22 protein-coding genes and 1 tRNA gene are annotated in these 25,217 nt (G+C 65.1%); 15 read left to right on the top strand and 8 right to left on the bottom strand.

Features of this window, described 5'->3' with window-relative positions:
• Positions 1-8 precede the first annotated feature (8 nt).
• Complete coding sequence (locus tag IVA80_RS17840; protein WP_247432793.1) at positions 9-1,253, top strand: amidase; 1,245 nt, start codon at positions 9-11, stop codon at positions 1,251-1,253.
• Here the strand turns inward: IVA80_RS17840 and IVA80_RS17835 are convergent.
• From IVA80_RS17835 to IVA80_RS17820, 4 genes are all read right to left on the bottom strand, one after another.
• Positions 1,245-2,453, bottom strand: a complete 1,209-nt coding sequence (locus tag IVA80_RS17835; protein WP_247432790.1) for a patatin-like phospholipase family protein — start codon at positions 2,451-2,453, stop codon at positions 1,245-1,247. The genes IVA80_RS17840 and IVA80_RS17835 overlap by 9 nt on opposite strands.
• 144 nt (positions 2,454-2,597) lie before the next feature.
• The gene (gene plsY, locus IVA80_RS17830; protein WP_247432787.1) at positions 2,598-3,194 is read right to left on the bottom strand and encodes a glycerol-3-phosphate 1-O-acyltransferase PlsY; all 597 of its coding nucleotides are present in this window, start codon (positions 3,192-3,194) and stop codon (positions 2,598-2,600) included.
• An 89-nt stretch (positions 3,195-3,283) separates the two neighbouring features.
• On the bottom strand, positions 3,284-4,585 hold the full coding sequence (locus IVA80_RS17825; protein ID WP_247432867.1) for a dihydroorotase: 1,302 nt from the start codon (positions 4,583-4,585) through the stop codon (positions 3,284-3,286).
• A 5-nt stretch (positions 4,586-4,590) separates the two neighbouring features.
• The gene (locus IVA80_RS17820) at positions 4,591-5,538 is read right to left on the bottom strand and encodes an aspartate carbamoyltransferase catalytic subunit (protein WP_247432784.1); all 948 of its coding nucleotides are present in this window, start codon (positions 5,536-5,538) and stop codon (positions 4,591-4,593) included.
• A gap of 226 nt (positions 5,539-5,764) precedes the next feature.
• Between IVA80_RS17820 and IVA80_RS17815 the strand changes: the two genes are divergently transcribed.
• The 3 genes from IVA80_RS17815 (at position 5,765) to IVA80_RS17805 (ending at position 9,068) form a co-directional block, all read left to right on the top strand.
• The gene (locus IVA80_RS17815) at positions 5,765-6,514 is read left to right on the top strand and encodes a M15 family metallopeptidase (protein ID WP_247432781.1); all 750 of its coding nucleotides are present in this window, start codon (positions 5,765-5,767) and stop codon (positions 6,512-6,514) included.
• A gap of 19 nt (positions 6,515-6,533) precedes the next feature.
• Entirely contained in the window at positions 6,534-8,177 is a 1,644-nt protein-coding gene (locus IVA80_RS17810) for an acyl-CoA dehydrogenase family protein (RefSeq protein WP_247432777.1), read from the top strand.
• 123 nt (positions 8,178-8,300) lie between these two features.
• On the top strand, positions 8,301-9,068 hold the full coding sequence (locus tag IVA80_RS17805) for a type II CAAX endopeptidase family protein (RefSeq protein WP_247432774.1): 768 nt from the start codon (positions 8,301-8,303) through the stop codon (positions 9,066-9,068).
• A 99-nt stretch (positions 9,069-9,167) separates the two neighbouring features.
• On the opposite strand, the gene IVA80_RS17800 is transcribed toward IVA80_RS17805, so the two are convergent.
• Positions 9,168-10,091, bottom strand: coding sequence for an AEC family transporter (locus tag IVA80_RS17800; RefSeq protein ID WP_247432771.1), 924 nt, complete (start codon positions 10,089-10,091; stop codon positions 9,168-9,170).
• 3 nt (positions 10,092-10,094) lie between these two features.
• The gene (gene ruvX / locus IVA80_RS17795; RefSeq protein ID WP_247432768.1) at positions 10,095-10,580 is read right to left on the bottom strand and encodes a Holliday junction resolvase RuvX; all 486 of its coding nucleotides are present in this window, start codon (positions 10,578-10,580) and stop codon (positions 10,095-10,097) included.
• A gap of 44 nt (positions 10,581-10,624) precedes the next feature.
• Here ruvX and IVA80_RS17790 point away from each other — a divergent pair, with 44 nt between their 5' ends.
• On the top strand, positions 10,625-10,840 hold the full coding sequence (locus tag IVA80_RS17790; RefSeq protein ID WP_247432765.1) for a hypothetical protein: 216 nt from the start codon (positions 10,625-10,627) through the stop codon (positions 10,838-10,840).
• Here IVA80_RS17790 and IVA80_RS17785 read toward each other — a convergent pair.
• The gene (locus tag IVA80_RS17785; protein ID WP_247432762.1) at positions 10,827-11,714 is read right to left on the bottom strand and encodes a LysR family transcriptional regulator; all 888 of its coding nucleotides are present in this window, start codon (positions 11,712-11,714) and stop codon (positions 10,827-10,829) included. The two genes, IVA80_RS17790 and IVA80_RS17785, sit on opposite strands and share 14 nt — an antisense overlap.
• Before the next feature lie 96 nt (positions 11,715-11,810).
• Here IVA80_RS17785 and IVA80_RS17780 point away from each other — a divergent pair, with 96 nt between their 5' ends.
• The 10 genes from IVA80_RS17780 to IVA80_RS17735 all read left to right on the top strand — a co-directional run bounded on the left by IVA80_RS17780 (position 11,811) and on the right by IVA80_RS17735 (position 22,196).
• Positions 11,811-12,788, top strand: a complete 978-nt coding sequence (locus IVA80_RS17780) for a nitronate monooxygenase (protein WP_247432759.1) — start codon at positions 11,811-11,813, stop codon at positions 12,786-12,788.
• A gap of 18 nt (positions 12,789-12,806) precedes the next feature.
• Positions 12,807-13,883 carry a nitronate monooxygenase family protein gene (locus tag IVA80_RS17775; protein ID WP_247432756.1) on the top strand — a complete coding sequence of 359 codons (1,077 nt, stop codon included), beginning with the start codon at positions 12,807-12,809 and terminating at the stop codon, positions 13,881-13,883.
• A gap of 76 nt (positions 13,884-13,959) precedes the next feature.
• Positions 13,960-14,247: an Asp-tRNA(Asn)/Glu-tRNA(Gln) amidotransferase subunit GatC gene (gatC, locus tag IVA80_RS17770; protein ID WP_247432754.1), complete on the top strand. Its 288-nt coding sequence runs from the start codon at positions 13,960-13,962 to the stop codon at positions 14,245-14,247.
• Positions 14,248-14,330: 83 nt separating this feature from the next.
• Positions 14,331-14,543 carry a hypothetical protein gene (locus tag IVA80_RS17765; protein WP_247432751.1) on the top strand — a complete coding sequence of 71 codons (213 nt, stop codon included), beginning with the start codon at positions 14,331-14,333 and terminating at the stop codon, positions 14,541-14,543.
• Complete coding sequence (gene gatA, locus IVA80_RS17760; RefSeq protein WP_247432748.1) at positions 14,540-16,015, top strand: Asp-tRNA(Asn)/Glu-tRNA(Gln) amidotransferase subunit GatA; 1,476 nt, start codon at positions 14,540-14,542, stop codon at positions 16,013-16,015. Before IVA80_RS17765 ends, gatA begins: the two co-directional genes overlap by 4 nt.
• Positions 16,006-16,308 (top strand): hypothetical protein, encoded by a 303-nt coding sequence (locus IVA80_RS17755; protein WP_247432745.1) that lies wholly within the window; start codon positions 16,006-16,008, stop codon positions 16,306-16,308. The genes gatA and IVA80_RS17755 overlap by 10 nt, the downstream gene beginning before the upstream one ends.
• Entirely contained in the window at positions 16,305-17,783 is a 1,479-nt protein-coding gene (gene gatB / locus IVA80_RS17750) for an Asp-tRNA(Asn)/Glu-tRNA(Gln) amidotransferase subunit GatB (protein ID WP_247432742.1), read from the top strand. The genes IVA80_RS17755 and gatB overlap by 4 nt, the downstream gene beginning before the upstream one ends.
• A 1,561-nt stretch (positions 17,784-19,344) precedes the next feature.
• Positions 19,345-19,611 (top strand): hypothetical protein, encoded by a 267-nt coding sequence (locus IVA80_RS17745; RefSeq protein ID WP_247432739.1) that lies wholly within the window; start codon positions 19,345-19,347, stop codon positions 19,609-19,611.
• Positions 19,612-19,952: 341 nt separating this feature from the next.
• Positions 19,953-20,046, top strand: a tRNA-Ser gene (locus IVA80_RS17740).
• Positions 20,047-20,624: 578 nt separating this feature from the next.
• Complete coding sequence (locus tag IVA80_RS17735) at positions 20,625-22,196, top strand: porin (protein ID WP_247432736.1); 1,572 nt, start codon at positions 20,625-20,627, stop codon at positions 22,194-22,196.
• Positions 22,197-22,658: 462 nt separating this feature from the next.
• Here the strand turns inward: IVA80_RS17735 and IVA80_RS17730 are convergent, their stop codons facing one another.
• A complete protein-coding gene (locus tag IVA80_RS17730; RefSeq protein ID WP_247432864.1) occupies positions 22,659-25,034 on the bottom strand; it encodes a lytic transglycosylase domain-containing protein in 2,376 nt (791 codons plus the stop codon).
• Between the last annotated feature and the right edge of the window lie 183 nt (positions 25,035-25,217).

Genomic DNA, 25,217 nt, shown 5'->3' with positions numbered 1-25,217 from the left:
GTTTTGCCATGATCTCACTCGCCGACCTCCAGCGCCGTATCGAAGCGGGCGAGCTTTCGCCTGATGCCGCCATCGCCCAATCGCTCGCGGCAATCGAGGCCAAAGAGAAGGATGTCCGCGCCTTCGTCCGCCACGACAAGTCGGCCAAGGCGCAAGCCTCCGGTCCGCTGCGCGGCATCGCGGTCGGCATCAAGGACATCATCGACACCGCTGATTTCCCGACCGAGATGGGCTCGCAGATCTATCGCGGCTGGCAGCCGCGCAGCGATGCGCCGGTCGTGATGATGCTGAAGCGGGCAGGCGCCACCATCATCGGCAAGACCACGACCACGGCGTTCGCCTCGCGCGATCCGACCCCGACGCTCAATCCGCACAATCCTGGCCATACGCCGGGTGGCTCGTCCTCGGGCTCGGCCGCGGCCGTCGGTGCCGGCATGATCCCGCTGGCGCTGGGCACCCAGACCGGCGGCTCGGTGATCCGGCCCGCCGCCTATTGCGGAGCTGCCGCGATCAAGCCGTCGTTCCGGATGCTGCCGACGGTCGGCGTGAAATGCTATTCATGGGCGCTCGACACGGTCGGCCTGTTCGGCGCGCGCGCGGAAGATCTCGCGCGCGGACTGCTCGCGATGACCGGCCGCACCGAATTCTCCGGCATCGTCCCGGTGAAGGCGCCGCGCATCGGCGTGGTCAGGCAGGAGTTTGCCGGCGCAGTGGAGCCGGCCGCCGAAGAGGGGCTGCAAGCCGCAATCAAGGCGGCGACGCGCGCCGGCGCCAGCGTGCAGATCATCAACCCGCCCGAGGCGGTGCAGGAGGCCTGGCGCATCCATCCGGTCATCCAGGATTTTGAGGCGCATCGCGCGCTCGCCTGGGAGTTTTCGGAGCATCACGACGAGATCGCGCCGCTGCTGCGCGCCAGTCTCGATGCGACCGCCGGACTGACGCCGAAAGACTATGACGAGGCGCGGCGGATTGCCCGGCGTGGCCGCCGCGAACTCGGCGAGCTGTTCGAGGGCGTCGACGTGCTGCTCACCTATTCGGCGCCCGGCACGCCACCGGCCAAGGAGCTCGCCTCCACCGGGGACCCCCGCTACAACCGGCTCTGGACGCTGATGGGTAATCCCTGCGTCAACGTGCCGGTGCTGAAGGTCGGCGGCCTGCCGATCGGCGTGCAGGTGATTGCGCGCTTTGGCAATGATCCCGGTGCGCTCGCGGCTGCGTGGTTCCTGGAGGATGCGCTAGCGAAATCAGGCTAGCGCGAGTTCGGCAGTTACAGGTGTTGCGCGTCGCATCTCGGCGGGCGCTGTCACGGCGGCTTGACCGAGCCAGCGCTCGGCGGCCTCGCGGCCGCTTCGGTGCAACTGCCGGATGAAGCCGCGGCCGAGATCGGTCGAAGAGCGCTGCGCCAGGCCGTCGACCGAGTCCTCCGCCGCGATCCTGAACAGCCGCAGCGCGGGCGCTGCGCTTGATTGCGCCCACTTGATCGCTGCGACCTCGGCATTGAGCGCGGCGTTGGCCGTGATCTGGTCGAGACGGCGGTCGATGCCGGCGAGCGTGATCGGCACGTAATTGTCGCGTGCAGGCGTGACCTGCACGAGCAACAGGTCGGAGTTTGTCGTTTCCTGCGCCAGCCGCAGCAGCGGCGGATTGCCGCCAAAACCGCCGTCCCAATAGGCCTCGCCGTCGATCTCGACCGCGCAGTGAACCAGCGGCGGGCAGGTCGAGGCCAGCGCGACATCGGCGGTGATCGCGTCGTTGCGAAAAATCTGCTGTTGCCCGTCGCGGATCCGCGTCGCCGCGATCAGCAGCCGCGGGCACTTGGCGTCGCGCAAGGCGGCAAAGTTGATGTCGCGCGACAACGCCTGACGCAGCGGATCCAGATCGAAGGGATCGAACTGGCCGGAACGCAGCGTCGGTCCGAACGCGACCGAGCTTCCCGCCGGCGAAAAGCCGCCGACCAGCATCAGCGAGCGGAACGAGGCCTCGTGCATCAGCCGGACCCAGAACCGGTTGAGCCGGGCGCGGGCGCCTTCGCGGCCGCCTTCGGCGAAGCCGGAGGCGAGCAGAAGCGCATTAATCGCGCCGGCGCTGGCGCCGCTGATGGTGTCGATCTCGATGGTCGGCTGTTCCAGCAGTCGCTCCAGCACGCCCCAGGTAAAGGCGGCAAAGGTGCCGCCGCCCTGAAGGGCCAGCGACAATCTTTGCGGCGGCCATTGCTTCGGCGCCTGATCGTGCGCGATGGTCGCGGCGACAGTGACAACCTCGGCCGGTTTCCGCGCGTCCACGATCGGATCGTGCCTGCGCGATGGTGGCGAGATGGAAGCAGGCTCCGGAGCAGAAAGCGGCGAGGGAACATCGGACCAGATATCCGTCGCCGAGAGCAGCCGGCTTGCTGCGGTGCGCGCAGCCCCTTGCAAACCGCCCTCGTCTTGCGCGCTGACAATCTTCTCGCTCATTCTGAGCAACCACGTAGGGCCGTTCCCACGATCAGGATGACAGGCCAGGAATCCATTCGCCCATACAGCCGTGATTCGGCCGAAAGACGCGAACGCATTCGCGATATAATGCAGAAGGGGTGCTGCGGTATCCGTAGATCCCGCTTATCCCTTCTCGCCGATCCGGCTCTCGGCGCCCGATTGCAGCCGCTTGATGTTCTCGCGATGCGCGTAGAACAGCAGCAGCGTCAGCACCGCCGCCAGCGCTGCTAGTGCGAGTTGGCCGAACCACCACAGGAACAGCGGCGTGATGAAGGCCGCCACCAGCGCCGAGAGCGAGGAATAGCGGGTGGTGAAGGCGGTCGCTAACCAGAGCAGGCAGAACACCACTGCGGCCGGCCAGAACAGGCCGAGCATGATGCCGATATAGACCGCGACGCCCTTGCCGCCTCTGAACTTGAGCCAGACCGGGAAGAGATGGCCGAGGAAAGCGCCGAGGCCCGCCAGGATCGCCGCATTGGGGCCTGCGATGTAGCCGGCGATGATGACCGCCGCCGTGCCCTTGAGCGCATCGAACAGAAGGGTGGCCGCGGCGAGACCCTTGCGGCCCGTGCGCAGCACATTGGTGGCGCCGATACTGCCGGAACCGATCGAGCGCAAATCCTGCGTGCCGGCGAGCTTGGTGAGGATCAGCCCGAACGGAATCGAGCCGAGGAGATAGCCGATGACGAACGCCACCGGCAGGAACGCATCAAGTCCCATCGCCGCATCTCCATGCCGAACTGCGACGCCACGCATGATCCTGGCCCGATGCGCCGTCGCGGCGCAGGGCGAGGTCTGTAACCATCACCCTAGACATGCTCATAGACCGTCCGTCCGCCGACGATGGTCCGCACCACGCGGCCTGTAAAGCGGGCTTCGTCGAACGGCGTGTTCTTGCAAGGCGATTTGAGATCGGCGGGGTCGACCACCCAGGGCGTATCGGGGTCGATCACGATGACATCTGCCGGTGCGCCCACACGCAGGGTTCCTCCGGGCAGGCCCAGAAGCTCGGCCGGCCGGGTCGACATCGCCCGGATCAGCATCTTCAGTTCCAATTCGCCATTATGCACAAGGCGCAAGCCCGCCGGCAGCATGGTCTCGAGCCCGATGGCGCCGCTTGCTGCCTCCGCGAACGGCAGGCGCTTGCCCTCGACGTCCTGCGGATTGTGGTCGGACATGATGACGTCGACGAGGCCGGAGGCAACGGCGGCGACCAGCGCGCGGCGGTCGTCCTCCGTGCGCAGCGGCGGCGATAGCTTCAGGAACGTCCGGTAGGGGCCGATGTCGTTCTCGTTGAGCGCGAGGTGGTTGATCGAGACCGAAGCGGTGACGGGGAGCCCGGCATCGCGGGAGCGTTTGAGGATGTCGAGCGAATCGGTGCAGGACAGCGAGGCTGCGTGATAACGTCCGCCGGTGAGTGCGACGAGGCGCATGTCCCGCTCCAGCATCACGGCCTCCGCCGCGTTCGGGATGCCCATCAGGCCAAGTCTCGTGGCGAACTCGCCCTCGTTCATCACGCCTTCGCCGACGAGCTTGGGATCCTCGGTATAGTGCACGACCAGCGCGTCGAAATCGCGCGCATAGGTCAGTGCCCAGCGCATCACCTGCGCATTGGTCACGCTCCTGTCGCCGTCGCTGAAAGCAACCGCGCCGGCCGCTTTAAGGAGCCCGAACTCGGTCATCTCCTCGCCGCGCATTCCCTTGGTCAGCGCCGCCATCGGCAGGATGTTGACGATTGCGGTATCGCGGGCGCGGCGCATCACGAAATCGACGGTCGCGGAATTGTCGATGACGGGCTCGGTCTCGGCCTGGCAGATGATGGTGGTGACGCCGCCGGTCGCGGCGGCCTGGCTCGCCGAGGCGAAGGTCTCGCGATGGCTGAAGCCGGGCTCGCCGACAAAGGCGCGCATGTCGATCAGCCCGGGGGCCACGATCTTGCCGGAGCAGTTGACGATGTCGGTGCCCTCGGGGACGCCGGCCGCGCCGATGCCCCGCCGGGTCTCGCGGATGGTGCCATCGGCGATCAGAACGTCGCCGGGACCGTCAAAATCCCGGGAGGGATCGACGACGCGGGCATTGGCAAGCAGGATGGGTCGTCGGTCGGTCAACATGAGCATCACGCGTTCGGCAGGTTGCGGGCAAGCGCTTCCAGCACGGCCATGCGCACCGCGACGCCCATCTCCACCTGTTCGCGGATCAGGGACTGGGCGCCGTCGGCCACAGCTGAGTCGATCTCGACGCCACGGTTCATGGGGCCGGGATGCATCACCAGCGCATCGGGTTTTGCATAGGCCAGCTTCTTCTGGTCCAGCCCGAAGTAATGGAAGTACTCGGAGGAGGAGGGTACGAAGGAGCCGTTCATGCGCTCGCGCTGGAGCCGCAGCATCATGACAATATCGGCGCCTTCCAGCCCGGCGCGCATATCGCGGGCGACCTCGACACCCATCCGCTCGAGTCCGGGCGGCAGCAGCGTGGAGGGGCCGACGACACGGACGCGGGCGCCCATGGTGTTGAGCAGGATGATGTTGGACCGGGCCACGCGCGAATGCAGCACGTCGCCGCAGATCGCAACGACGAGGCCCTCGATGCGGCCCTTGTTGCGGCGGATGGTGAGGGCATCCAGCAGCGCTTGTGTGGGATGTTCGTGCGCGCCGTCTCCGGCATTGATCACGGAACCGTCAACCTTGCGGGCCAGCAGTTCCACGGCGCCGGAAGCGTGATGCCGCACCACCAGGATATCCGGGTGCATGGCGTTCAGCGTCACCGCGGTGTCGATCAGCGTCTCGCCCTTTTTCATGGACGAGGAGGACACCGACATGTTCATGACGTCCGCGCCCAGCCGTTTGCCGGCGAGTTCGAACGAGGACTGGGTCCGGGTCGAGGCCTCGAAGAACAGGTTCACCTGCGTCCGTCCGCGCAGGACGGTGCGCTTCTTGTCAACCTGCCGGTTGAGCTCGACATATTCTTCGGACAGGTCGAGGAGGCCGGTGATGTCGGCCGCGGAAAGGCCCTCGATGCCGAGCAAATGCCGGTGGCCGAGGACGAAGGTCGATTTCGATGTCATTAAAACGAGAGCTATAGGCGGGGATGGTGGAGGGGGCAAGGGCCAATGACGGGGCGGGGACTTATCCCCTGATCTGTCGGGCTTGTTGCGTGGCGTCCAATCCGAGCTGTTGCGGTCGTCATGCCCGGGCTTGTCCCGGGCATCCACGATCTTCTATCGCATTTGACGCAAAAAGAACGTGGATGGCCGGGACAAGCCCGGCCAGGACGGGTGTGGAGGAAACCTGATGAGATTACTTTTAGCCGCGATTGTTGCGACGAACTTCATCAGCGAATCCCACGCCCAGTCGCTGCCCGGCGGCTTCGTCTATTTGCGCGACATCGATCCCAGCATCATCCAGGACATCCGCTACGCCACCTCGAACAATTTCGTCGGCCGTCCGCTCGCCGGTTACGGCGCCGATGAATGCGTGGTGAAGCGGGAGGTGGGGCTGCGGCTGAAGGCGGTCCAGCAGGAACTGGCGGCGCAAAGCCTGTCGCTCAAGATGTTCGACTGCTACCGGCCAGCGCGGGCCTCGCTCGATATGGTCAAGTGGTCGCAGAGCGGCCGCGAGACTGCCGCGGAGCGACACTACAATCCCAAGATTCCCAAGACCGAGCTGTTCCGCCTGGGCTACATCGCGAGCCGCTCGCAGCATTCCACGGGCGCGGCGCTCGATCTTACGCTTGTCGATCTCAAGGCCCACAATTCGGGCAAATATGACCCGTCAAAAGCCTATGCCGACTGCACGGCGCCGGTCGAGGCGCGATTGCCGGAGGGCAGCGTCGACATGGGCACAGGCTATGACTGCACGGACACCAAAGGGCATACCGCGGCATCGTCGATCAATCCGGATCAGCGCGCCTGGCGCAAGCGGCTGGTGGCTGCGATGGCCAAGCAAGGCTTTGTGAACTATTCGAAGGAGTGGTGGCATTTTTCGCTGCCGGGGGCGGGTGGGGCGGCCTATGATTTCCCGATTCCGCCGCGGCGGAACTGATCCCGCGCCGAGGAACAAGATGACCCAGCCCAGCTTCGCGACTCACGAGGTCTTCAACCAGTCGCCGCCGCTCGAGGACGTCGATCTGTTCGCCATGGATCGGCCGCTGGTCGAGGCGGTGAAGGCCAATGGCGGCGCGGCGGCGGAACGGGCGCTGTCGGAGTTCGGGAAGCATTGGGGCTCGGCCGCGATGGCGGATCGCGGGCGCGTCGCGAACGAGAACACGCCGAAGCTGCGGACATTTGATTCCAAGGGCAACCGCCGCGACCAGGTCGAGTTTCATCCCGCCTATCACGAGCTGATGGCGCACAGCGCGCATGCCGGCGTGCACAATTCGACGTGGACGACGGATGGAAAGCCTGCGGGCGATGCCGCCGAGGTCATTCGTGCGGCAAAATTCTACATCGCCGCGCAAGTCGAGACAGGGCATCTCTGCCCGATCACGATGACGCGCGCCTCCGTCGCGGCGCTGGCGATGCAGCCGGATCTGCTCGGCAAGGTGATGCCGGTGCTGTCGACCAAGAGCTATGATCCCGCCTTCGCGCCGTGGTGGGACAAGCGCGGCATGACGCTCGGCATGGGCATGACCGAGAAGCAGGGCGGCACCGACGTGCGCGCCAACATGACGCGCGCGGTGCGCGATGGGCACGCCTATCGCATCACCGGCCACAAATGGTTCATGTCGGCGCCGATGTGCGATGCGTTCCTGGTGCTGGCGCAGGCCGACCAGGGGCTGACCTGCTTCTTCATGCCGCGGTTTGCACCTGATGGCTCGGTGAATGCAATCCAGTTCCAGCGTCTGAAGGACAAGCTCGGCAACCGCTCCAATGCGTCGTCCGAGGTCGAGTTCGTCGGCGCCTACGCGGAAGCCGTCGGCGAGGAGGGCAAGGGCATCCGCACCATCATCCAGATGGTGCAGCTCACGCGCCAGGACTGCGCGATCGCCTCCGTCGGCCTGATGCGCTCGGGGCTCGCGCATGCGCTGCATCATGCGCGTCACCGCAGCGTGTTCCAGAAGCATCTCGCCGATCAGCCCCTGATGCAGGCGGTGTTGTCGGACATGGCGCTGCATGTCGAGGCGAGCGTCGCGCTGGTTATGCGGCTCTGCCGCGCGTTCGAGCGCACGCCGCACGATGCCGCGGACGCCGCCTACATGCGGCTGCTCACGCCCGCGATCAAATACTGGACCTGCAAGAGCGCGCCGGCGTTTCTCTACGAGGCGATGGAGTGCCTCGGCGGCAATGGCTATGTCGAGGACGGCATCCTGGCGCGTCACTACCGAGAGTCGCCGGTCAATGCGATCTGGGAAGGCTCGGGCAATGTGATGTGCCTCGACGTGCTGCGCGCGCTCTCGCGCGAGCCGGATGCGGCGATGGCGGTGCTGCAAGGACTTGCGGCTGAGACGAAGGGCTTGTCCGGAGCAGGCGAGGCGACCTCTTTCGTCGGCGAGAGCTTCCGCCGCGCGGACGGCGAGCGCGTCGCGCGGCTTGCGGTCGAGAAGCTGGCCCTGCTTGCCGCAGCCGCCGCGCTCAACGCTGTGTCGCCCCGCCATGCCGAACTGTTCGCCGTCACGCGGCTCGCTGCTAACCACGCCAGCATGTATGGCGCCGTGGACCTGGAGAGCGGTGAGGTGCGTGCGCTGCTGGAGCGGGCGCTGCCTTGAACGGGGCATGCTGTCACCACATCGTCATGGCCGGGCACAGCCGTCAAGGACGGCGTCGCTTCCGCTCGCCTACGTCCCGGCCATGACGGCCGCTCGATAGACTGCTTCTAACGAAAGCCCCTGATGGACTCCCTCAATCCCGACTATCCGCCGCTCACCGAGACGCCTGCGGACGCGCCGCGCGTCTGGATGTTTGTGGGTACCGCGCTGTGGGGCCTGCTGATCTTCATCGCGATGTTCCTTGGTCAGGTTGGCGCGATCCTTGTGCTGGCGGCGCTGCGCGGGCTCCCGATCGACATGGCCTCGATCCAGCTCGTCGGCCGCGAGCCCCAGGCGCTCGCGCTGTCGGTCATCATGGGCCTGCCTACGACGCTGGCCGCGGTGTGGCTTGCCATCCGCATCAAGAAGGCATCCTTCGTCGACTATCTCGCGCTGCGTTGGCCATCCTGGACGCAAATCCTGTTCGGCGCCGTCGGTCTCATCCTGCTCGTCGTGGCCTGGGAGGCGATGTCGCGGAGCCTCGGCCGCGAAGCGACGCCGGGCTTCATGACCGATCTGCTGAAATCGGGCCGCGACAAGGGCGCCGCGTTGTTGCTGCTGTTCGCCTTCAGTGTTGCTGCGCCGATGTCGGAAGAGGTTTTGGCGCGTGGCTTCCTCTATCGCGGCTGGTCGGCGAGCTTCCTGCGCGTGCCCGGCGCGATCATCCTGTCGTCGCTGGTGTGGACGGTCGTGCATCTGCAATACGACATGTACTTCCTCGCCGAGGTCTTCACCATCGGTCTGTGGTTCGGCTATATGCGCTATCGCGCCAACTCGCTCTGGCTCACCATCATCCTGCATGCGCTGAACAACATGACCGCGGTGGTGCTGACGATGTGGTTGGGGAGCTGAGCCGCTTCGTCATTGCGAGGAGCCCTTGCGACGAAGCAATCCAGCGTCTCACCGCAGTGGCAGTCTGGATTTGCTTCGCTGCGCTCGCAACGACGACTTCTAAGCAACCAGCGCGATCGCGATCGGCATCGTGATCGCCGCCAGGATGGTCTGCAGCGTGATGATCTGCGCCAGCAGCGGCGCGTCGCCGCCCATCTGGCGGGCCAGCACATAGGCGCTGGGCGAGGTCGGCACCGCCGCGCAGATCGCGACGATCGCCAGGCTGTCGCCGGAGAGGCCGAACCACGCCGCCAGCGCCAGCGCTATCGCTGGCATCAGGACCAGCTTGAACGCCACGCCGATCGTCGCGCTCACGCTCGGGCGGAGCAGGCCCTTGAGCTGCAGGCCGGCCCCGGTGACGAGCAGGCCGATGGCGAGCGAGGAGCGGCCGAGGGCATCCGCGACCTCGTGCCAGATTTTTGGCAGCGGCAGATGGACGACATTGACGATGAGGCCGATCACGCAGGCCCAAATCAGGGGATTGCGGATCACCGTCATGACGATGGCGCGCCCCGATTGCTTCGCGGGAGATGCGAAGTGGGCGAGCACGGTGACGCTGAACACGTTGACCAGCGGAATGATCGCGACCATTGCCACCGAGGCCAGCGCCAGTCCGACGTCGCCGAACATGTTGGCGGAGACCGAGAGCGCGACATAGGTCTGCCAGCGCGTCGCGCCCTGGAAGATCGAGGTGAAGGCGGGGCCGTCGATGTCGAGCCGCGCGAGGGCCGGGCGCAGCGCGAGGCACAGCAGCGACATCGCAAGCACCGACAGCAGCAGCGCGCCGCCGACGCCGGCGACCGGCACCCTGGAGAGGTCCGCCTTCACCAGCGTCTGGATCAGCAGCATCGGGAACAGCACGAAATAGGTCAGCCGCTCCAGCCCGTGCCATTGCGTGTCGAGCCGCATCAGGCTGTGCCTCAGCGCCACGCCGAGCGCGATGAGGATGAAGACCGGCAGCAGCGCGGCGATTACGATGGCCATGGATCAGCCCGATGCTGCGCGCAGATTGGCGAGGCGGTCGAGCGCGCCTTGCAGGATGAAGATCGCTGCGTGCTCGTCGATCACCTCGGCGCGCTTGGCGCGGCTGACATCCATGCCGATCAGCTCGCGCTCGACCGCTGCGGTCGACAGGCGTTCGTCCCAGAGGCCGATGGGAAGCGTGGTGAGGCCGGCGAGGTTGCGGGCGAACGCCCGGGTCGACTGCGCGCGCGGGCCCTCGCTGCCGTCCATGTTGATGGGAAGGCCGAGCACGAAGCCGACCGCCTTGCGCTCGGCCGCGATCGCCAGCAACCGCGCCGCGTCCTGCTTGAACGCCTTGCGCTGGATGGTCTCGACGCCGGTCGCGAGGCGCCGGTCCGGATTGGACACGGCAACGCCGATGGTCTTGGTGCCGAGATCAAGGCCAACCAACCCGCCGCGTTCGGGCCAATGGGTTGCAGCATCGATCAGGGGCAGGACAAGAGCGGGCATGGTTTAGCGCATATCACGCGTCGCGCTGCGGAGTGAACCCGGAAATGGATGCACTGACGTTATTCGGCCTGTTTGCCGTGACCGCGATGCTGGTCTGCTATGCCATGGAGGATCGCAGCCACTGGTTCGTGCTGCTGTTTGCCGGAGCCTGCGCGCTCGGCTCGGCTTACGGCTTCATGCAAGGCGCCTGGCCGTTCGGCCTCGTCGAGGCGATCTGGACGGTCGTTGCATTGCGGCGCTGGCAGTTCAGGCCGCGATGACGTCGTCGTCTTTCTTCAGGCAGGAGATGAAACCTTTGAGCGCGCTGTATTGATGCCCGGCGCGCTGGATGAAGAGCGTCTCGACCCGCGCGTGCGACGGGCCCAGCGTGTGGATGGTCACGCTGCCGCTCATCGCGCTGCGTTCGACCACGGCGCGCGGCAGCAGTGTGACGCCCATGCCGGCGGCGACGCAGCCGATCATGCCGTCGAGCGTGCCGAGCTCGAAGCGCGCCGCCGACGGCCAGCCGAACTCGACAAAGATTTGTTCGAGACGCTGGCGGTAGGTGCAGCCGGTGCGAAACACCAGCGCCGTCGGGCCCGATTCCGGCGTGCCGGCTCGCAGCTCGGCCAGCGAGGCCCAGCGCCGCGTGCTGACCAGCACCAGCTCTTCGCGGAAGGCGCTGGTCGCTGAGAGGTCAGCATGTGCGATGGGACCGGCGACGAAGGCGCCGTCGAGCGCGCCTTCGAGCACGCCAGCGACGAGGTCGGTGGTGGTTGCCGTGCGCAGGCTCAGCCGCACGGCGGGGAAGTTGCGGTGGAAATCGGCGAGGAGGGGCGGCAACCGCACGGCTGCCGTCGTCTCCATCGAGCCGATCGCGAGCGGTCCCTTGGGCTCGCCATCGTCGCGCGCGGCGAGCACGGCCTCGCGCGATAGCGCAGCCATCCGCTGCGCGTAGGGCAAAAGCCTTTTGCCGGCGCCGGTCAGCGTCATGCCGCGGCTGTGGCGTTCGAACAGCACTGTGCCAATCTCCGCTTCCAGCGCCTTCACGCGCTGGGTGACGTTGGATTGCACCGTGTTGAGCTCTTCGGCTGCGCGGGTGATGCCGCCCGCACGGGCGACGGCGGCGAAGGTCTGGATGTCACTAAGTTCCATGGCGTCGTTTCGCTTTTGAGATGGCAGCGTTCTCTAGAATTCAATTTTGAAGAATGCTATTCGCGCCTAGTGTTCCTGTCCAGAGCGGGAGGACCCATGCCGATCACCACGCCACTGACGGAGCTTCTCGGGATCAAGCATCCGATCCTGTCGGCGCCGATGGATACGATCGCAGGCAGCCGGCTGACCCGCGCCGTCAGCGGAGCAGGCGGATTTGGGATTTTGGGCGGTGGCTACGGCGACCGGGCGCGGCTGGAGGCCGAGACCAGAGAGCTGAAGGGTTTTGCACCGTTCGGTATTGGCTTTATCACCTGGAGCCTGGCAAAGCAGTCTGAGCTTCTCGACCTCGCGCTCGACGCCGAGCCCCAGGCCATCATGCTGTCATTCGGCGATCCCGCGCCGTTCGCGCCGCGGATCAAGGCGCGCGGCGCGCGATTGATCTGCCAGGTGCAGAGCGAGGACATGGCGAAGCAGGCGCTGGACGCGGGGGCGGACATCCTGATCGCACAGGGTACGGAAGCCGGCGGCCATGGCGCATCGCGCACCACGGTCGATATCGTCCCCGCGATTGTCGACCTTGCGGCGGGGCATGTGCCCGTAGTTGCTGCCGGCGGAATTGCTGATGGTCGCGGCCTGGCGGCGATGATGATGCTGGGTGCGTCCGGGGTGCTGATCGGGACACGTTTCTATGCAAGTGTCGAGGCCAACGGTGCCGAAGCGGCGAAGCAGCGCATTCGCGCCGCAACTGGCAACGACACGGTCAGGGGCGTCATCGCCGATTGGTCGCGCAGCCTGTTCTGGCCGGCGCCTTTCACCGCGCGCACGCTGGTCAACGACCATATCAACAATTGGAGCGGCCGCGAGATCGAGCTCATGCAACGCGCGGCCGAAATTGCCGTTGAATATGCTGCCGCGAGAGCCGCGGGCAATTTCGAGGTCGCTGCGGTCTTTGCCGGCGAGGCCGTTGGCCTGATCGATGATATTCCGCCCGCGGCGGAAATCGTCGAGCGGATCGCGAGCGAGGCGGAGCAGCTTCTCGCGGGTCGGCGCAACTCCATTGCTATCGTCGCCTGAAACACGAGAGACACAACCATGTGGCCTGACCGTCGACTGATCGATCTCTTCAAGACCGAATTCCCGATCGTGCTGGCGCCGATGGCCGGCGTGATGGACGCGGAGCTGGTGATCGCGGCCGCGGAAGGCGGCGGGCTCGGCTCGCTCCCGAGCGCGATGCTGTCGCCGGAGAAGGCGCGCGAGCAGATCAACATCATCCGCCAGCGCGTCCGGGCTCCCGTCAACATGAACTTCTTCTGCCACACGCCGGTCGAGCTCGACGCGGCGGCCGAAGCGCGCTGGAACGCGCGTCTCGCGGGCTATTATCGCGAGCACGGTCTCGATCCGGCGGCGCCGGTCAACGCGGCGAACCGTGCGCCGTTCGACGCAGGTTTCTGCGAAGTCGTCGAGGAGCTGAAGCCGGAGGTCGTCAGCTTCCATTTCGGCCTGCCGGATCAGACGCTGCTCAAGCGCGTCAAGGCGGCCGGCTGTCTCGTGATTTCCTCGGCGACTACAGTGAAGGAAGCGGTCTGGCTCGAGCAGCACGGCGCCGATGCCGTGATCGCGCAGGGTGCCGAGGCCGGCGGTCATCGCGCCATGTTTCTGACCGAGAATATCGGCGAGCAGCCCGGTACGTTCGCGCTGGTGCCGCAGGTGGTGGATGCGGTGAAGGTGCCCGTGATTGCGGCCGGCGGCATCGCGGACGGGCGCGGCATCGCAGCCGCCTTCGCGCTCGGCGCTTGCGGCGTGCAGATCGGCAGCGCTTACCTGCGCTGTCCGGAATCCAAGGTGAGCGCGGCTGGCCGCGCCGCGCTTGCCGCGGGGCGCGATGATTCCACGGTCATCACCAACGTCATGACCGGACGGCCCGCCCGCGGGGTCCAGAACCGCCTGATGCGTGAGGTCGGCCCGATCTCACCGGATGCGCCGCCCTTTCCCCACGCCGCAACGGCGCTGGCACCGCTGAAGGCAGCGGCGGAGAAGCAGGGCAGGGTCGATTTCACTAATCTCTGGGCCGGTCAGGCGGTTGCCATGGGGCGCGAGCTGCCGGCGGCCGAATTGACCCGGGATCTCGCGAAATCGGCCCTGGCGCGCCTGCGCCAGATGGCAGGCTAGCTGACAGCGCCGGTTGCGGCGCAAAAGCGGCCTCTGCTATACGGCGGGTGGTTTTTGCCGTGAGAGGCCGTATATAATGTCCGTCGACGCCGCTACCGTCCGCCGCATCGCGCATCTGGCGCGCATTGCGGTTTCCGAGGACGAGGTTCCGCACTTGCAAGGCGAACTCAATGCCATGCTCGCCTTTGTCGAGCAGCTCTCGGAGGTCAATGTCGAGGGCGTAGAGCCCATGACCTCGGTCACCCCGATGCAGATGAAGAAGCGGCGGGACGTGGTCAATGACGGCGAGATCGCCGACGATATCGTCGCCAACGCGCCCGCGACCGAAGGTCACTTCTTTATGGTGCCCAAAGTCGTTGAATAATTTGCATAGCGTTTTCGAGCGAAGTGGAAGCCGGTTCGCGTAAAGAAAACGCGTCAAACTAAAGAGTCTTAGGACGTGGTCCGATGTGCATGCTTTGCGACGACGAGAAGGCCTATCAGGCTTACATGAACTATCTCGACAAGATGGAGCGGCAGGGCAAGGCCGCCGATCCCAATGTCGCCGTTAACGCCGTGCTCGACGAGATCGAGGCGGCGGCCAAAGCGTCCGTCAAAAAAGACGATCCGGCCAACGACAAGACCCTCTCTCCGTTCTTCTGCAGCCCGATCAATAAATGACCGATTTGACATCGCTGACGCTCGCCGAGGCCCGCAAGGGCCTTGCGGCCAAGACTTTCACGTCCCTCGAGCTGATCGACGCGCATCTTTCCGCGATCGAAGCCGCGCGCGTGCTCAACGCCTTCGTGATGGAAACGCCCGACCAGGCGCGCAGCATGGCGCGCGAGGCGGACGCCAAGATCGCCAAGGGCGATGCCGGGCCGCTCGTCGGCATCCCGCTCGGCATCAAGGACCTGTTCGCGACCAAGGGCGTGCGCACGACGGCGTGCTCGAAGATCCTCGGTAATTTCGTGCCGACCTATGAGTCGACCGTGACCTCGCAGCTCTGGCGCGACGGCGCGGTAATGCTCGGCAAGCTCAACAATGACGAATTCGCGATGGGCTCGTCGAACGAGACCTCCTGCTTCGGTCCGGTCGGCAATCCCTGGCGGCGCGACGGCTCCAACACGACGCTGGTGCCGGGCGGCTCGTCCGGCGGCTCGGCCTCGGCCGTGGCGGCGCTGCTGTGCATGGGTGCGACCGCGACCGACACCGGCGGCTCGATACGCCAGCCGGCGGCGTTCACCGCGACCGTTGGCATCAAGCCGACCTATGGCCGCTGCTCGCGCTGGGGCATCGTCGCCTTTGCCTCCTCGCTTGACCAGGCGGGGCCGATCGCGCGCAGCGTGCGCGATAGCGCGATGCTGCTGCGCTCGATGGCCGGCCACGATCCGAAGGACACGACCTCGGTCGACATTCCCGTGCCGGACTACGAGGCTGCGATCGGCAAGTCCGTGAAGGGCATGAAGATCGGTATTCCCAAGGAGTATCGCCTCGACGGCATGCCGGCCGAGATCGAGAAGCTCTGGAGCGAAGGTGCGGCCTGGCTGAAGGCGGCCGGCGCCGAGCTGGTCGAGGTGTCGCTGCCGCACACAAAGTACGCGCTGCCTGCTTATTATATCGTGGCGCCGGCGGAGGCGTCCTCCAACCTCGCGCGCTATGACGGCGTGCGCTACGGCCTGCGCGAGCAGGGCAAGAACATCATCGAACTGTACGAAAACACCCGCGCCGAAGGTTTTGGCGCAGAGGTCAAACGGCGCGTCATGATCGGCACTTACGTGCTCTCCGCGGGCTATTACGACGCCTATTACCTGCGCGCCCAAAAGGTGCGCACGCTGATCAAGAAGGATTTTGAGGATTGCTTCGCCAATGGCGTCGACGCGATCCTGACCCCCGCGACGCCGTCGGCGGCCTTCGGCATCGGCGAGAAGGGCGGTGCCGACCCCGTTGAGATGTATCTCAACGACATCTTCACGGTGACCGTGAACATGGCGGGCCTGCCGGGCATCGCCGTGCCCGCCGGCAAGGACGCGCAGGGCCTGCCGCTCGGCCTGCAACTGATCGGCCGTCCATTCGACGAGGAGACGCTGTTCTCGCTCGGCGAGGTGATCGAGCAGGCCGCCGGCCGCTTCACGCCCGCGAGGTGGTGGTGAATGTCGCGGCGTTCATCGCGAGCCTCGACGGCGCGGCGCCCGCGCCGGACCTGAACGCGCCGCTCGCCGGCCTCTGGTGGGCCGCGAAGGGCGATTGGGACCAGGCGCACAAGATCGTTCAGGACGAGAGCAGCCGTGACGCCGCCTGGGTGCACGCCTATCTGCACCGCGTCGAAGGCGATCTCGGCAATGCCGGCTACTGGTATCGCCAGGCGGGTCAGCCGACGGCAAAGGATTCATTGGAGGCAGAGTGGGAGCGCATCGCTGCCACGCTGCTCGGGAGCAAGACATGAGCACGGCCACGCACAAGCTTCTCAAGGGCGCCACCGGTGACTGGGAAATGGTCATCGGCATGGAGATCCATGCCCAGGTGACGTCGAACTCAAAGCTGTTCTCGGGCGCCTCGACCGCGTTTGGCGGCGAGGCGAACTCGCACGCGTCGCTGGTCGACGCAGCGATGCCGGGCATGCTGCCTGTCATCAACGAGGAATGCGTCAGGCAGGCTGTCAGGACCGGGCTCGGGCTGAACGCGCAGATCAATCTGCGCTCGGTGTTCGACCGCAAGAACTATTTCTATCCGGACTCGCCGCAGGGCTACCAGATCAGCCAGTACAAGTCGCCGATCGTGGGCGAGGGCGAGGTCGTTGTCGAACTGGACGGGCGCAAGACCGCGACCATTGGGATCGAGCGGCTACATCTGGAGCAGGACGCCGGCAAATTGCTGCACGATCAGTCGCCGACCATGTCTTATGTCGATCTCAACCGCTGCGGCGTGGCGCTGATGGAGATCGTGTCAAAACCCGACATCCGCGACGCCGAGCAGGCCAAGGCCTATGTGACCAAGCTGCGTTCGATCCTGCGCTATCTCGGCACCTGCGACGGCGACATGGAGAAGGGGAGCCTGCGCGCCGACGTCAACGTCTCCGTGCGCAAGCCGGGCGCGCCGCTCGGCACCCGCTGCGAGATCAAGAACATGAACTCGATCAATTTCATCGGCCAGGCGATCGAGTACGAGGCGCGGCGCCAGATCGAGATCCTCGAGGACGGCGGCGCGATCGACCAGGAAACGCGGCTCTACGATCCCAACAAGGGCGAGACGCGATCGATGCGGTCCAAGGAAGAGGCGCACGACTACCGCTACTTCCCCGATCCCGATCTGCTGCCGCTGGAGTTCTCACAAGCCTTCGTCGACGAGCTGAAGGCTGAGCTCCCCGAGCTGCCGGACCAGAAGAAGGCGCGCTTCGTCGCCGACTTCGGCCTGTCGGCTTACGATGCAAGCGTGCTGGTCGCCGAGCGCGAGAGCGCGGTGTTCTACGAGACGGTGCTGAACACGCTCGGCAACCGTGCCCGCGACGGCAAGATGGCGGCGAACTGGGTGATCAACGAGCTGTTCGGCCGTCTCAACAAGGAAGGCGGGAACATTACGGGCTCTCCGGTTGGCGCCGAGCAGCTCGCTGCGATCATTGACCTGATCGGCGAGGGCACGATCTCCGGCAAGATCGCCAAGGATCTGTTCGAGATCGTCTGGCAGGAGGGCGGCGATCCCCGCGCGCTGGTCGAAAGTCGCGGCATGAAGCAGGTCACCGACCTCTCGGCGATCGAGAAGGTGGTCGACGACATCATCGCGGCCAATCCCGACAAGGCCGCGCAGGTCAAGGACAAGCCGCAGTCGCTCGGCTGGTTCGTCGGCCAGGTGATGAAGGCGTCCGGCGGCAAGGCCAACCCGCAGAGCGTCAACGAGCTCTTGAAGTCAAAGCTCGGCGTCTGACGTCACGCGTTCGGACGAGGTGACAGACACGCTTCGTCACCTCGCTTCCGGTTCGCAATGCGACGCTCGCGCGCGTCCTCGGCGGCAAACGTCATCCCGATCGGCGGCGATGCGGCGACCGAATCGCCGTCACGCGATTCGCGCAAAACGACGACTTGCACACGCTCCGACGAGCGCTCGCGCCATTAAGCATGAAAATATTTTCGTTGCCAAAATTCGCGACTCAGAGTCCGCGAAGCGCCTTTGCGAGGCCATCGCGGGATCGACGATGCACGTCATCGCATCGATCATGCGCGATGCGCGCGTGCAGAAAAATACTTGCTGCGTAGTGTTTTTCTGCAGTCGCATCTCTCGCAAACGTCGATGCTGCGGGCACTCCCTGCGATCGCAAGCACACGGGATGCAGTGTGCTTGCATCGCGCTCGCCAAGCGCACGCGCGTTTCGCCGTCAACACTTCTTTAAGCGAGACGCTGTTTTTTTCGTTGTGTTGGTGTATTCGTGATGAGTGCATTCGATCCCCGACTGCACGCAGCGATTAAAGCCATCTCACACATCGGAGGGCAACATGGCCAAGAAAGCAAAGAAGGCGAAGAAGGCGAAGAAGGCGAAGAGCGCAGTGAAGAAGACTGCGAAGAAGACCCGCAAGGTCGCCAAGAAGAAGTAACTTCGCTTCTGAAGTTGCCGGCTGCTAGACAGCCGGCACGTCATCAGCGCCTTCTAGTAGGTTCTGGTCGACGATAGAGGGTGTCGGCGAGACATCAGGTCAACGGTCGGATCGCTCCACTCTTGCGGTCCGGCAGAAGAAACAAGTTTTCTTCGTTCGGTGCGGATCCGGTTTCCGGCTCTGCAATTTCACGAGTAGCCTCGCGGCCAACGTGGAATCTGATCCTGACGTGTTCGCCGACGCCCTCGTTCTCTTGAGGCCGGGGTATTGCCGGCATTCCCTTTTCCCACATTGCTGATCTGACCGGGACGTGGCCGCGCTGCCTTTGGAGCAGGCGAGGGCTGCGGGCGTGACGGCTGCCTGCTGCGGTCCGCGCGCCGTTTCCCCATTTGCGCCGTTTCCCCATTTGCGGTGTCATCGCCCGGCTCCGAGCCGCGATCCAGCACCGCCGCGGCTTCTCGATGGATCGCTCTGCCGATGGAATACCGGGTGGCCTGCCTGCGCGAGTGACGATGACGAGTGGCGCGCGGGACGCCACAGCGCGTCATCACCGCGCGCGATGGTTATCGTTCTCCCAAAATCGCAGGGTAAACCGAATCTGACGAATCGCAGAAGTGCCCGTCAATCAGGGGCTTATTGAATTCTCCACGCGTGCGGCGCGGAGGTGCGTTTACGTCTGCTTCATCGCGATACTTAAACTGCCATTCAAATTTGCCCGCCATCATCGCCTCCAACAAGCCGGCAAACGGCATGGGTAAAAAGACTCGGGGGTCAGTTGAACAGCGCATGATCCCGGAAAAGTGGTTTCCGGTTTTCCGGGCAGGGTCATGCCAGATCAGAGTTGGACGGGAGCCGCGCTCGCGCGAACGAGGCGGCATAAGAAAAGGGAATGCGTTATGTTTCAGGGTACTTTCGATCTGGAGACGGCGACGCGGATCGACGCGAGCGCGCTGTCTGACGTGCTGTTCGAGCGCGGGATCTATTGGGCGAGCGGCCGCGCCGGCCTCGTCGATCTCGTCGCCGCGCATAAATGGTTCAACCTCGCCGCACTGAATGGCCGCAAGGACGCCGTGGTGCTGCGCCAGGAAGTCGCCGGGCAGATGTCGGACACCGATATCTCGGCCGCGCAGCGCGAGGCGAGGGCATGGGTCTCCGCTCACTGAGCAGAGAGCCGCATCCGCACCCGTATTTTCACGGGTGAGTCAGATCGCGCTGAATCAAGTTCCTGCGTCGTGTCGCCACCTTGGCCCGAGCGGCATGAGCGACCCCGACAGGAATGGCCCAAGAACGCGCCTGGATCGTGTCCCTCGGCATTGGCGGATCTGGCGATCCCGCCGCTAGATGCGGGCACACACATATAGGGAGAGCCCGAATCGGCCGCGCCGCGCTGATGCTTGCGCCAAGCTTTCGCGGTCGTGCGGCGGTCGCTTTCAGGTGAAAGAACGCACAGACCTTAATTCTGCCGCTTGCGGCTCGCCGCAGTGTCGGGCATACCCGGCATATTGGAGACGTGGCCGAGTGGCTGAAGGCGGCGGTTTGCTAAACCGTTATAGGCTTGTAAAGGCCTATCGAGGGTTCGAATCCCTCCGTCTCCGCCAGCCGAGCTGCCGGCCCCCGGTCTCAATAATCCCCACCATCCATAAAAAGCCTTTGCAGTACGCCTTGAGCGTCGCCGCGACCGTGTCCGCGCCTGGCGGAGAGTCGCGGGAATACGTTTGCGCCTTCTCCTTGAGTCTCCTTCTGATTCTACGATTCGACAGCGTCAAAACCACTTCAGGCCCAGGTTCCGTCTGCAGCGCCTCAGGTGGGGAATTTTGATGGCGGTTGGAACCGCCCCAGAAAATGTTAGCAGAATCAATATGTTGCGATCCGGGTCCGATCACATCTGCGTGTTATTTGTGCAACACCCTTCGGAAAACACTCGTCATCGGCCCGTTGCGAAGCGTTCTGTTGTTGTGTGTGCAAGGACGTTCGGTAATTGTGACTGAGCGACGGAGGGGGGCATCCCGAGGTCGTCCCGATTTAGGTGGTTCGCTTAAGTCCCTCGCGTTCAGCGGGTGTGTCCGAAGGCGCGAAGCGACTAAGCGGTGAGTTAAGGGACAAGGGAACCAACCTTAGGGTGTCTTCACCCAGCGGATCCGGAACCTTCCCTATAGAGCAAACTTGGAGGTTTAGCATGAAGTTGGTTAAGAGCCTTTTGCTCGGTTCAGCGGCGGGTCTGATCGCCGTTGGCGGAGCGCAGGCAGCCGATCTCCCCGTGAAGGCCAAAGCGGTCGAATACGTGAAGATCTGCTCCCTGTACGGTGCCGGATTCTATTACATCCCGGGCACTGACACTTGCATCAAGCTGGGTGGTTATCTGCGCGCTGAAGTCGCGCTGAACACCAACAGCTCCTACGGCACTCAGTCCGCCGCGCCGGCTAGCGCACGCAACCGCCTGAGCAACTACTACACCATGCGCGCTCGTGAAGATCTCAACATCGACACGCGCACCGCGACCGAGTACGGCGTCGTCCGTACCTTCTTCGACGGCGTGTTCTCCTGGACCACCGGCGGCTATCAGGGCACGGGCTCCGCTACGGGCACGACCGCCTACACCGGCACGCTGGCCCTCAACACCTCCGGTGCCGTGCCGGCGCTGGTTGGATCGTCGATCAACCCGACCGACGGTGGTACCTCGGGCGGCTCGCTCGGCGTGTACTACGCCTTCATCCAGTTCGCTGGCTTCACGATGGGTAAGGCCGTGTCGCAGTTCGATGCGCCCTGGACCAACTATCCGGGCAACAACTTCGACGGTCTCGTCGGTGGCAGCGGCACGGTCACTGGTATCAACCAGTTCACCTACACCGCTGACTTTGGTCAGGGCATCACGGCGGCGTTCTCGGCTGAAGACCCGACTGCGTATATGCAGGCCGGCAATCTCAACCTGTCCGGTGCAGCTGGTCTCTCCGGTGTGACCGGCGCGGCTCTTGGTTCCAACGCCATCGGCGGTTCGCGCTCTCCGAACCTCGTTGGTATGGTGCGTGTCGACCAGGCTTGGGGTCTTTTCCAGGCGTCGGTGGCCGCGCATGACAACCACGTTGCCTACTACGGACCGGTTGAGTCCACTGGCCACCCCGACGACAAGTGGGGTTGGGCGGTTCAGCTCGCTCTGTCGATCAAGAACATCCCGACCGGTGCGGGTGACGTGATCAACATCTCGGGTGTCTACACCGACGGTGCGACCCGCTACAACTTCCAGAACCTGGCGGGCAGCACGTTCGTCATGTACGGGTCTTCGGGCCTCGGCGCCTACGGCAGCGTCGCTGCTGTTACCGCTCCGGACACCACGTTCACCACCGGCAGCCAGCAGGAAAACGTCAAGACCTGGGGCTTCCGTGGCGCTTACACCCACAACTGGGATCCCTACTGGAACACCGCGATCTACGGTGCGTACGCCCAGGCCCAGTTCGGCGGTGCAGCGAAGACCTTCCTGTGCGGTCCGGCCGGCGTGATCTCGTCGGTTGCTGGCATCACCGGGTGTAGCCCCGACTTCGCCATCGGCCAGATTGGTGTCATCACCCGCTGGACCCCGGTCAAGAACCTCACGTTCTCGGCTGATCTGACCTGGACCAACGTCGACCAGAAGTATTCTGGCGTCGTGACCACCACGGCCATCAGCGGCCCGAACGCCAAGCCGGCCGCGGCCTACGAGCTGAAGGACCAGAGCTCGGTCACCATGCTCCTCCGCGCTCAGCGCAACTGGTAAGTTCGGTCTAACGACCTGACAGAGAGCCCCGGCGGGAAACCGCCGGGGCTCTTTCTTTAGGTTACCGGTTGAGCATGATCTTTTCGGAAGACCGCTGCGCACTTTTCCGGATCAGGCTCTATCCCTCAGTCGAGGCCGTCGCAGAAGAGGGGACGACTGCGCCGCATGGCCATCACCCTCCGGCGCGCCCGCTCCGTCTCTCGCTCGCAAACACAGCCTGCAAACAACTTGGCGCACCGGCCTCGCAGCAGTACGGGATCGATGCGTTCGTCTTCGAGGAGGCGATTGGCACGACCTCGCCGATCCGACCGCGCCCGTGGTCAAGGTGCGCTCAGAGATGGCTCGCCCGATGATCCGACGCGGACCTTGGGATATGTCTCGAAGGCTCGAGGTGGAAGTGGGCGCACGCATGGCGCTTGCCACACCGGTGCTCTCGGCAGCAGCACCGAGGAGAGCGGTCTCTTATTCCACGCTGCCGGCGCCGCGGCGCAGGTCGGCCTCGATCTGCAACCGCGTGCCGCCGCCGAAGCGGGCGCGGTAGACCTGCAGGTTCTCCATGATCCGCTGCACGTAGTTGCGCGTCTCGGAGAACGGGATCAGCTCGACCCAGTCGACCGCGTCGACCTTGGGATCGCGCGGATCGCCGTAGCGGCCGACCCATTTCTTCACGCTGCCGCGACCGGCATTGTAGGCGGCGAAGGTCATGATGTAGGAGCCGCGATAATCCTCGAGCAGTCCGCCGAGCTCGGCCGAGCCGAGCGTGGCGTTGTAGACCGAATCGTTCTTCAGCCGACCCAGATCGTAGGTCGCGCCGTGCCGCTTGCAGACATAGCGCGCGGCGTCCGGGGTCACCTGCATCAGGCCGTAGGCCTGCGCCGGCGAGACCACCGATGGATTGAACGCGCTCTCCTGCCGCGCGATCGCATAGACGATGCTGCGTTCGACCTCGGGGCCGATCGGCGTGAACTGTGGGATGCCGTTGGTGGGGTAGGCATAGAAGTCGAACGGCAGGCCACGGTTGAGCGCGGCCTTGCCGAGCAGCAGCATGCCGCGCGCGTCGCTGTAGCGCTGGGTGAGCTCGCCGAGGCCGGCAAGCGCCTCGGGATCGCCGTTCTCGCCCATGTCGGCAAGCATCGGCACGGCCATATCGCGCTCGTCGAGCTCGTAGAGCAGGTGCGCGGCGCGCACGATCTCCAGCCGTTCGGCGCCGCGGCCGCGCGGCTGGCTGTTGAGCTCGATCTGCGGCAGGCCGAGTTTTGCCCGCGCGAGCTGGCCGTAATAGCTCGTGGATTGCTCGGCCGCGCGGGCGTAGGCGTTGCGTGCCTCCTGCTGCCGGCCCGCCGCTTCCGCCGCGCGGCCCTGCCAATACCCGGCGCGCGCCAACGTGGTCGGATTGACGCTGCCGACGCCGATGCGGGCGAAATGCTGCGTGGCGGAAGCGGGATCGTTGAGGAAGCGCAGCGCGATCCAGCCCGCGGTGAATTCCTGCTCGGTCTTGTAGATATCACGCGAGGGCAGGGCCGCATCGCGCGCGATCAGATAGGCGCTGCGGAATTCCTCGGTGTCGATCATCTTGCGCGCCAGGAGGCGCCGCTCGATCCACCATTCGTCGAGATTGTAGAGCCGGTTCGGATCCTTCGGCGCCGATAGCATCAGCTGGGCGGCTTCCGCAAATTTCTCCTCGCGGCGCAGCAGCTGGATCTTGCTGAAGATGAAGCCGGGATCATTGTGCAGCTCGTGCGGCACGGCGTCGAGCAGCGCACGCGCGTTCGGCGCCTTCTTGAGGGAGGCGATGCGGGCCTTGGCAAGCGCAACATAGCCGGCGCCGAGGCGCTTGGCGGCGCGGAGCGCGGCCTCGTTCTCGCTGCCGTAGAGCAGCGTGTCCATCCGCGCCTTCTGATCGCCAGCCGTCAGCAGCGCGCCGAACTGGTCGAGCGCGTTGTTCTCGGTGTCTTCCGACATCGGATCGCTGCGCCAGGCTTCGCGCACCAGCCGTTCGGCATTGGCGCGGTCGCCGCGCGCCAGCATCGCCTTGGCGAGCGTGAAGCGGCCCTTGGCGGAAACAGGGGATTCATTTTCGAACCACGACCACGCGACCGAATCGTCGCGCCTGTCGTCCCACATCGCGGCCTCCAGGCGCCGGCGCAGGAAGGTCTGCGACGGCCAGCTCGGATTGGCGGCGAGGAAGGCGCGGTAGCGTTCCACGGTTGCGCCATTGTCCTCGCTGCGCAGGATGATCCATTCGGCGAGCTTTCGTGCGACGGGATCCGAGATCGAGGCTGCGTAGTTGGTGGCATCGCCCGACTTGCGCTTGCGCACCAGCTCGATGACGTTCTCCAGCGTGTCCTTGTCGGCTTGCGACGTCGAGGAGGTCGCAGCGACCGCGGCCGGCGTGACCGGCTTGCGCGGCGTGGCGTGCTGTCGGGTCGCAGGCGCAAGCACGGGAGCCACCACGGGTTTGGTGACGGGCGCCGGGGCGCCAGGTCTGACAATAGCGGGCACGGCCGGCGCGGGTGCGGCTTTGGAAGGCGAGCTGTTGGCGGTCGGCTGTGATTTTGGCGCGGCGGCCGCGGGCTTGGGCTTGGCGGGCTCCTTTCCTGCAACCGAGGCAGGCTTCTTGGCGACGTCCTTCCCCGGAGTGCTAGCCGCCCCCTTGCTCGTGCCTTTGGCCGTTTCCTTGCCTGCTCGCTTGGCTGTCTCCTTGGCCGATCCTTTGGCAGGTCCCTTTGCGGTTTCCTTGGCGGCTTCCTTCGCGGCCGGCTTCGTATCCTTGGCCCCTTCCGCGGTCGTCTCATTGGACTTCGCCAGGGCGGCGCAGCCGACCGACAGTCCTGCCATCAGGCACACGATCAGGCCCGTGGAGCGCCATGCGGCACGAGGAAAGGAGGTCACGGCGTTTCGTCGCCCCGAATCAGTCAAATGGCTCAAGACCTGATTGTACAAGATTTGGCTGTATTTGATTGAATATGCGGACAAAATACCAACAGGCACTTACCTTTGCCGGGTTTGCACCACCACCGC

This window comes from Bradyrhizobium sp. 139 (assembly GCF_023074175.1).
Classification (GTDB): domain Bacteria; phylum Pseudomonadota; class Alphaproteobacteria; order Rhizobiales; family Xanthobacteraceae; genus Bradyrhizobium.
Note: the sequence above shows the minus strand (reverse complement) of the source record. Positions and strands in the feature narration are given on the sequence as shown.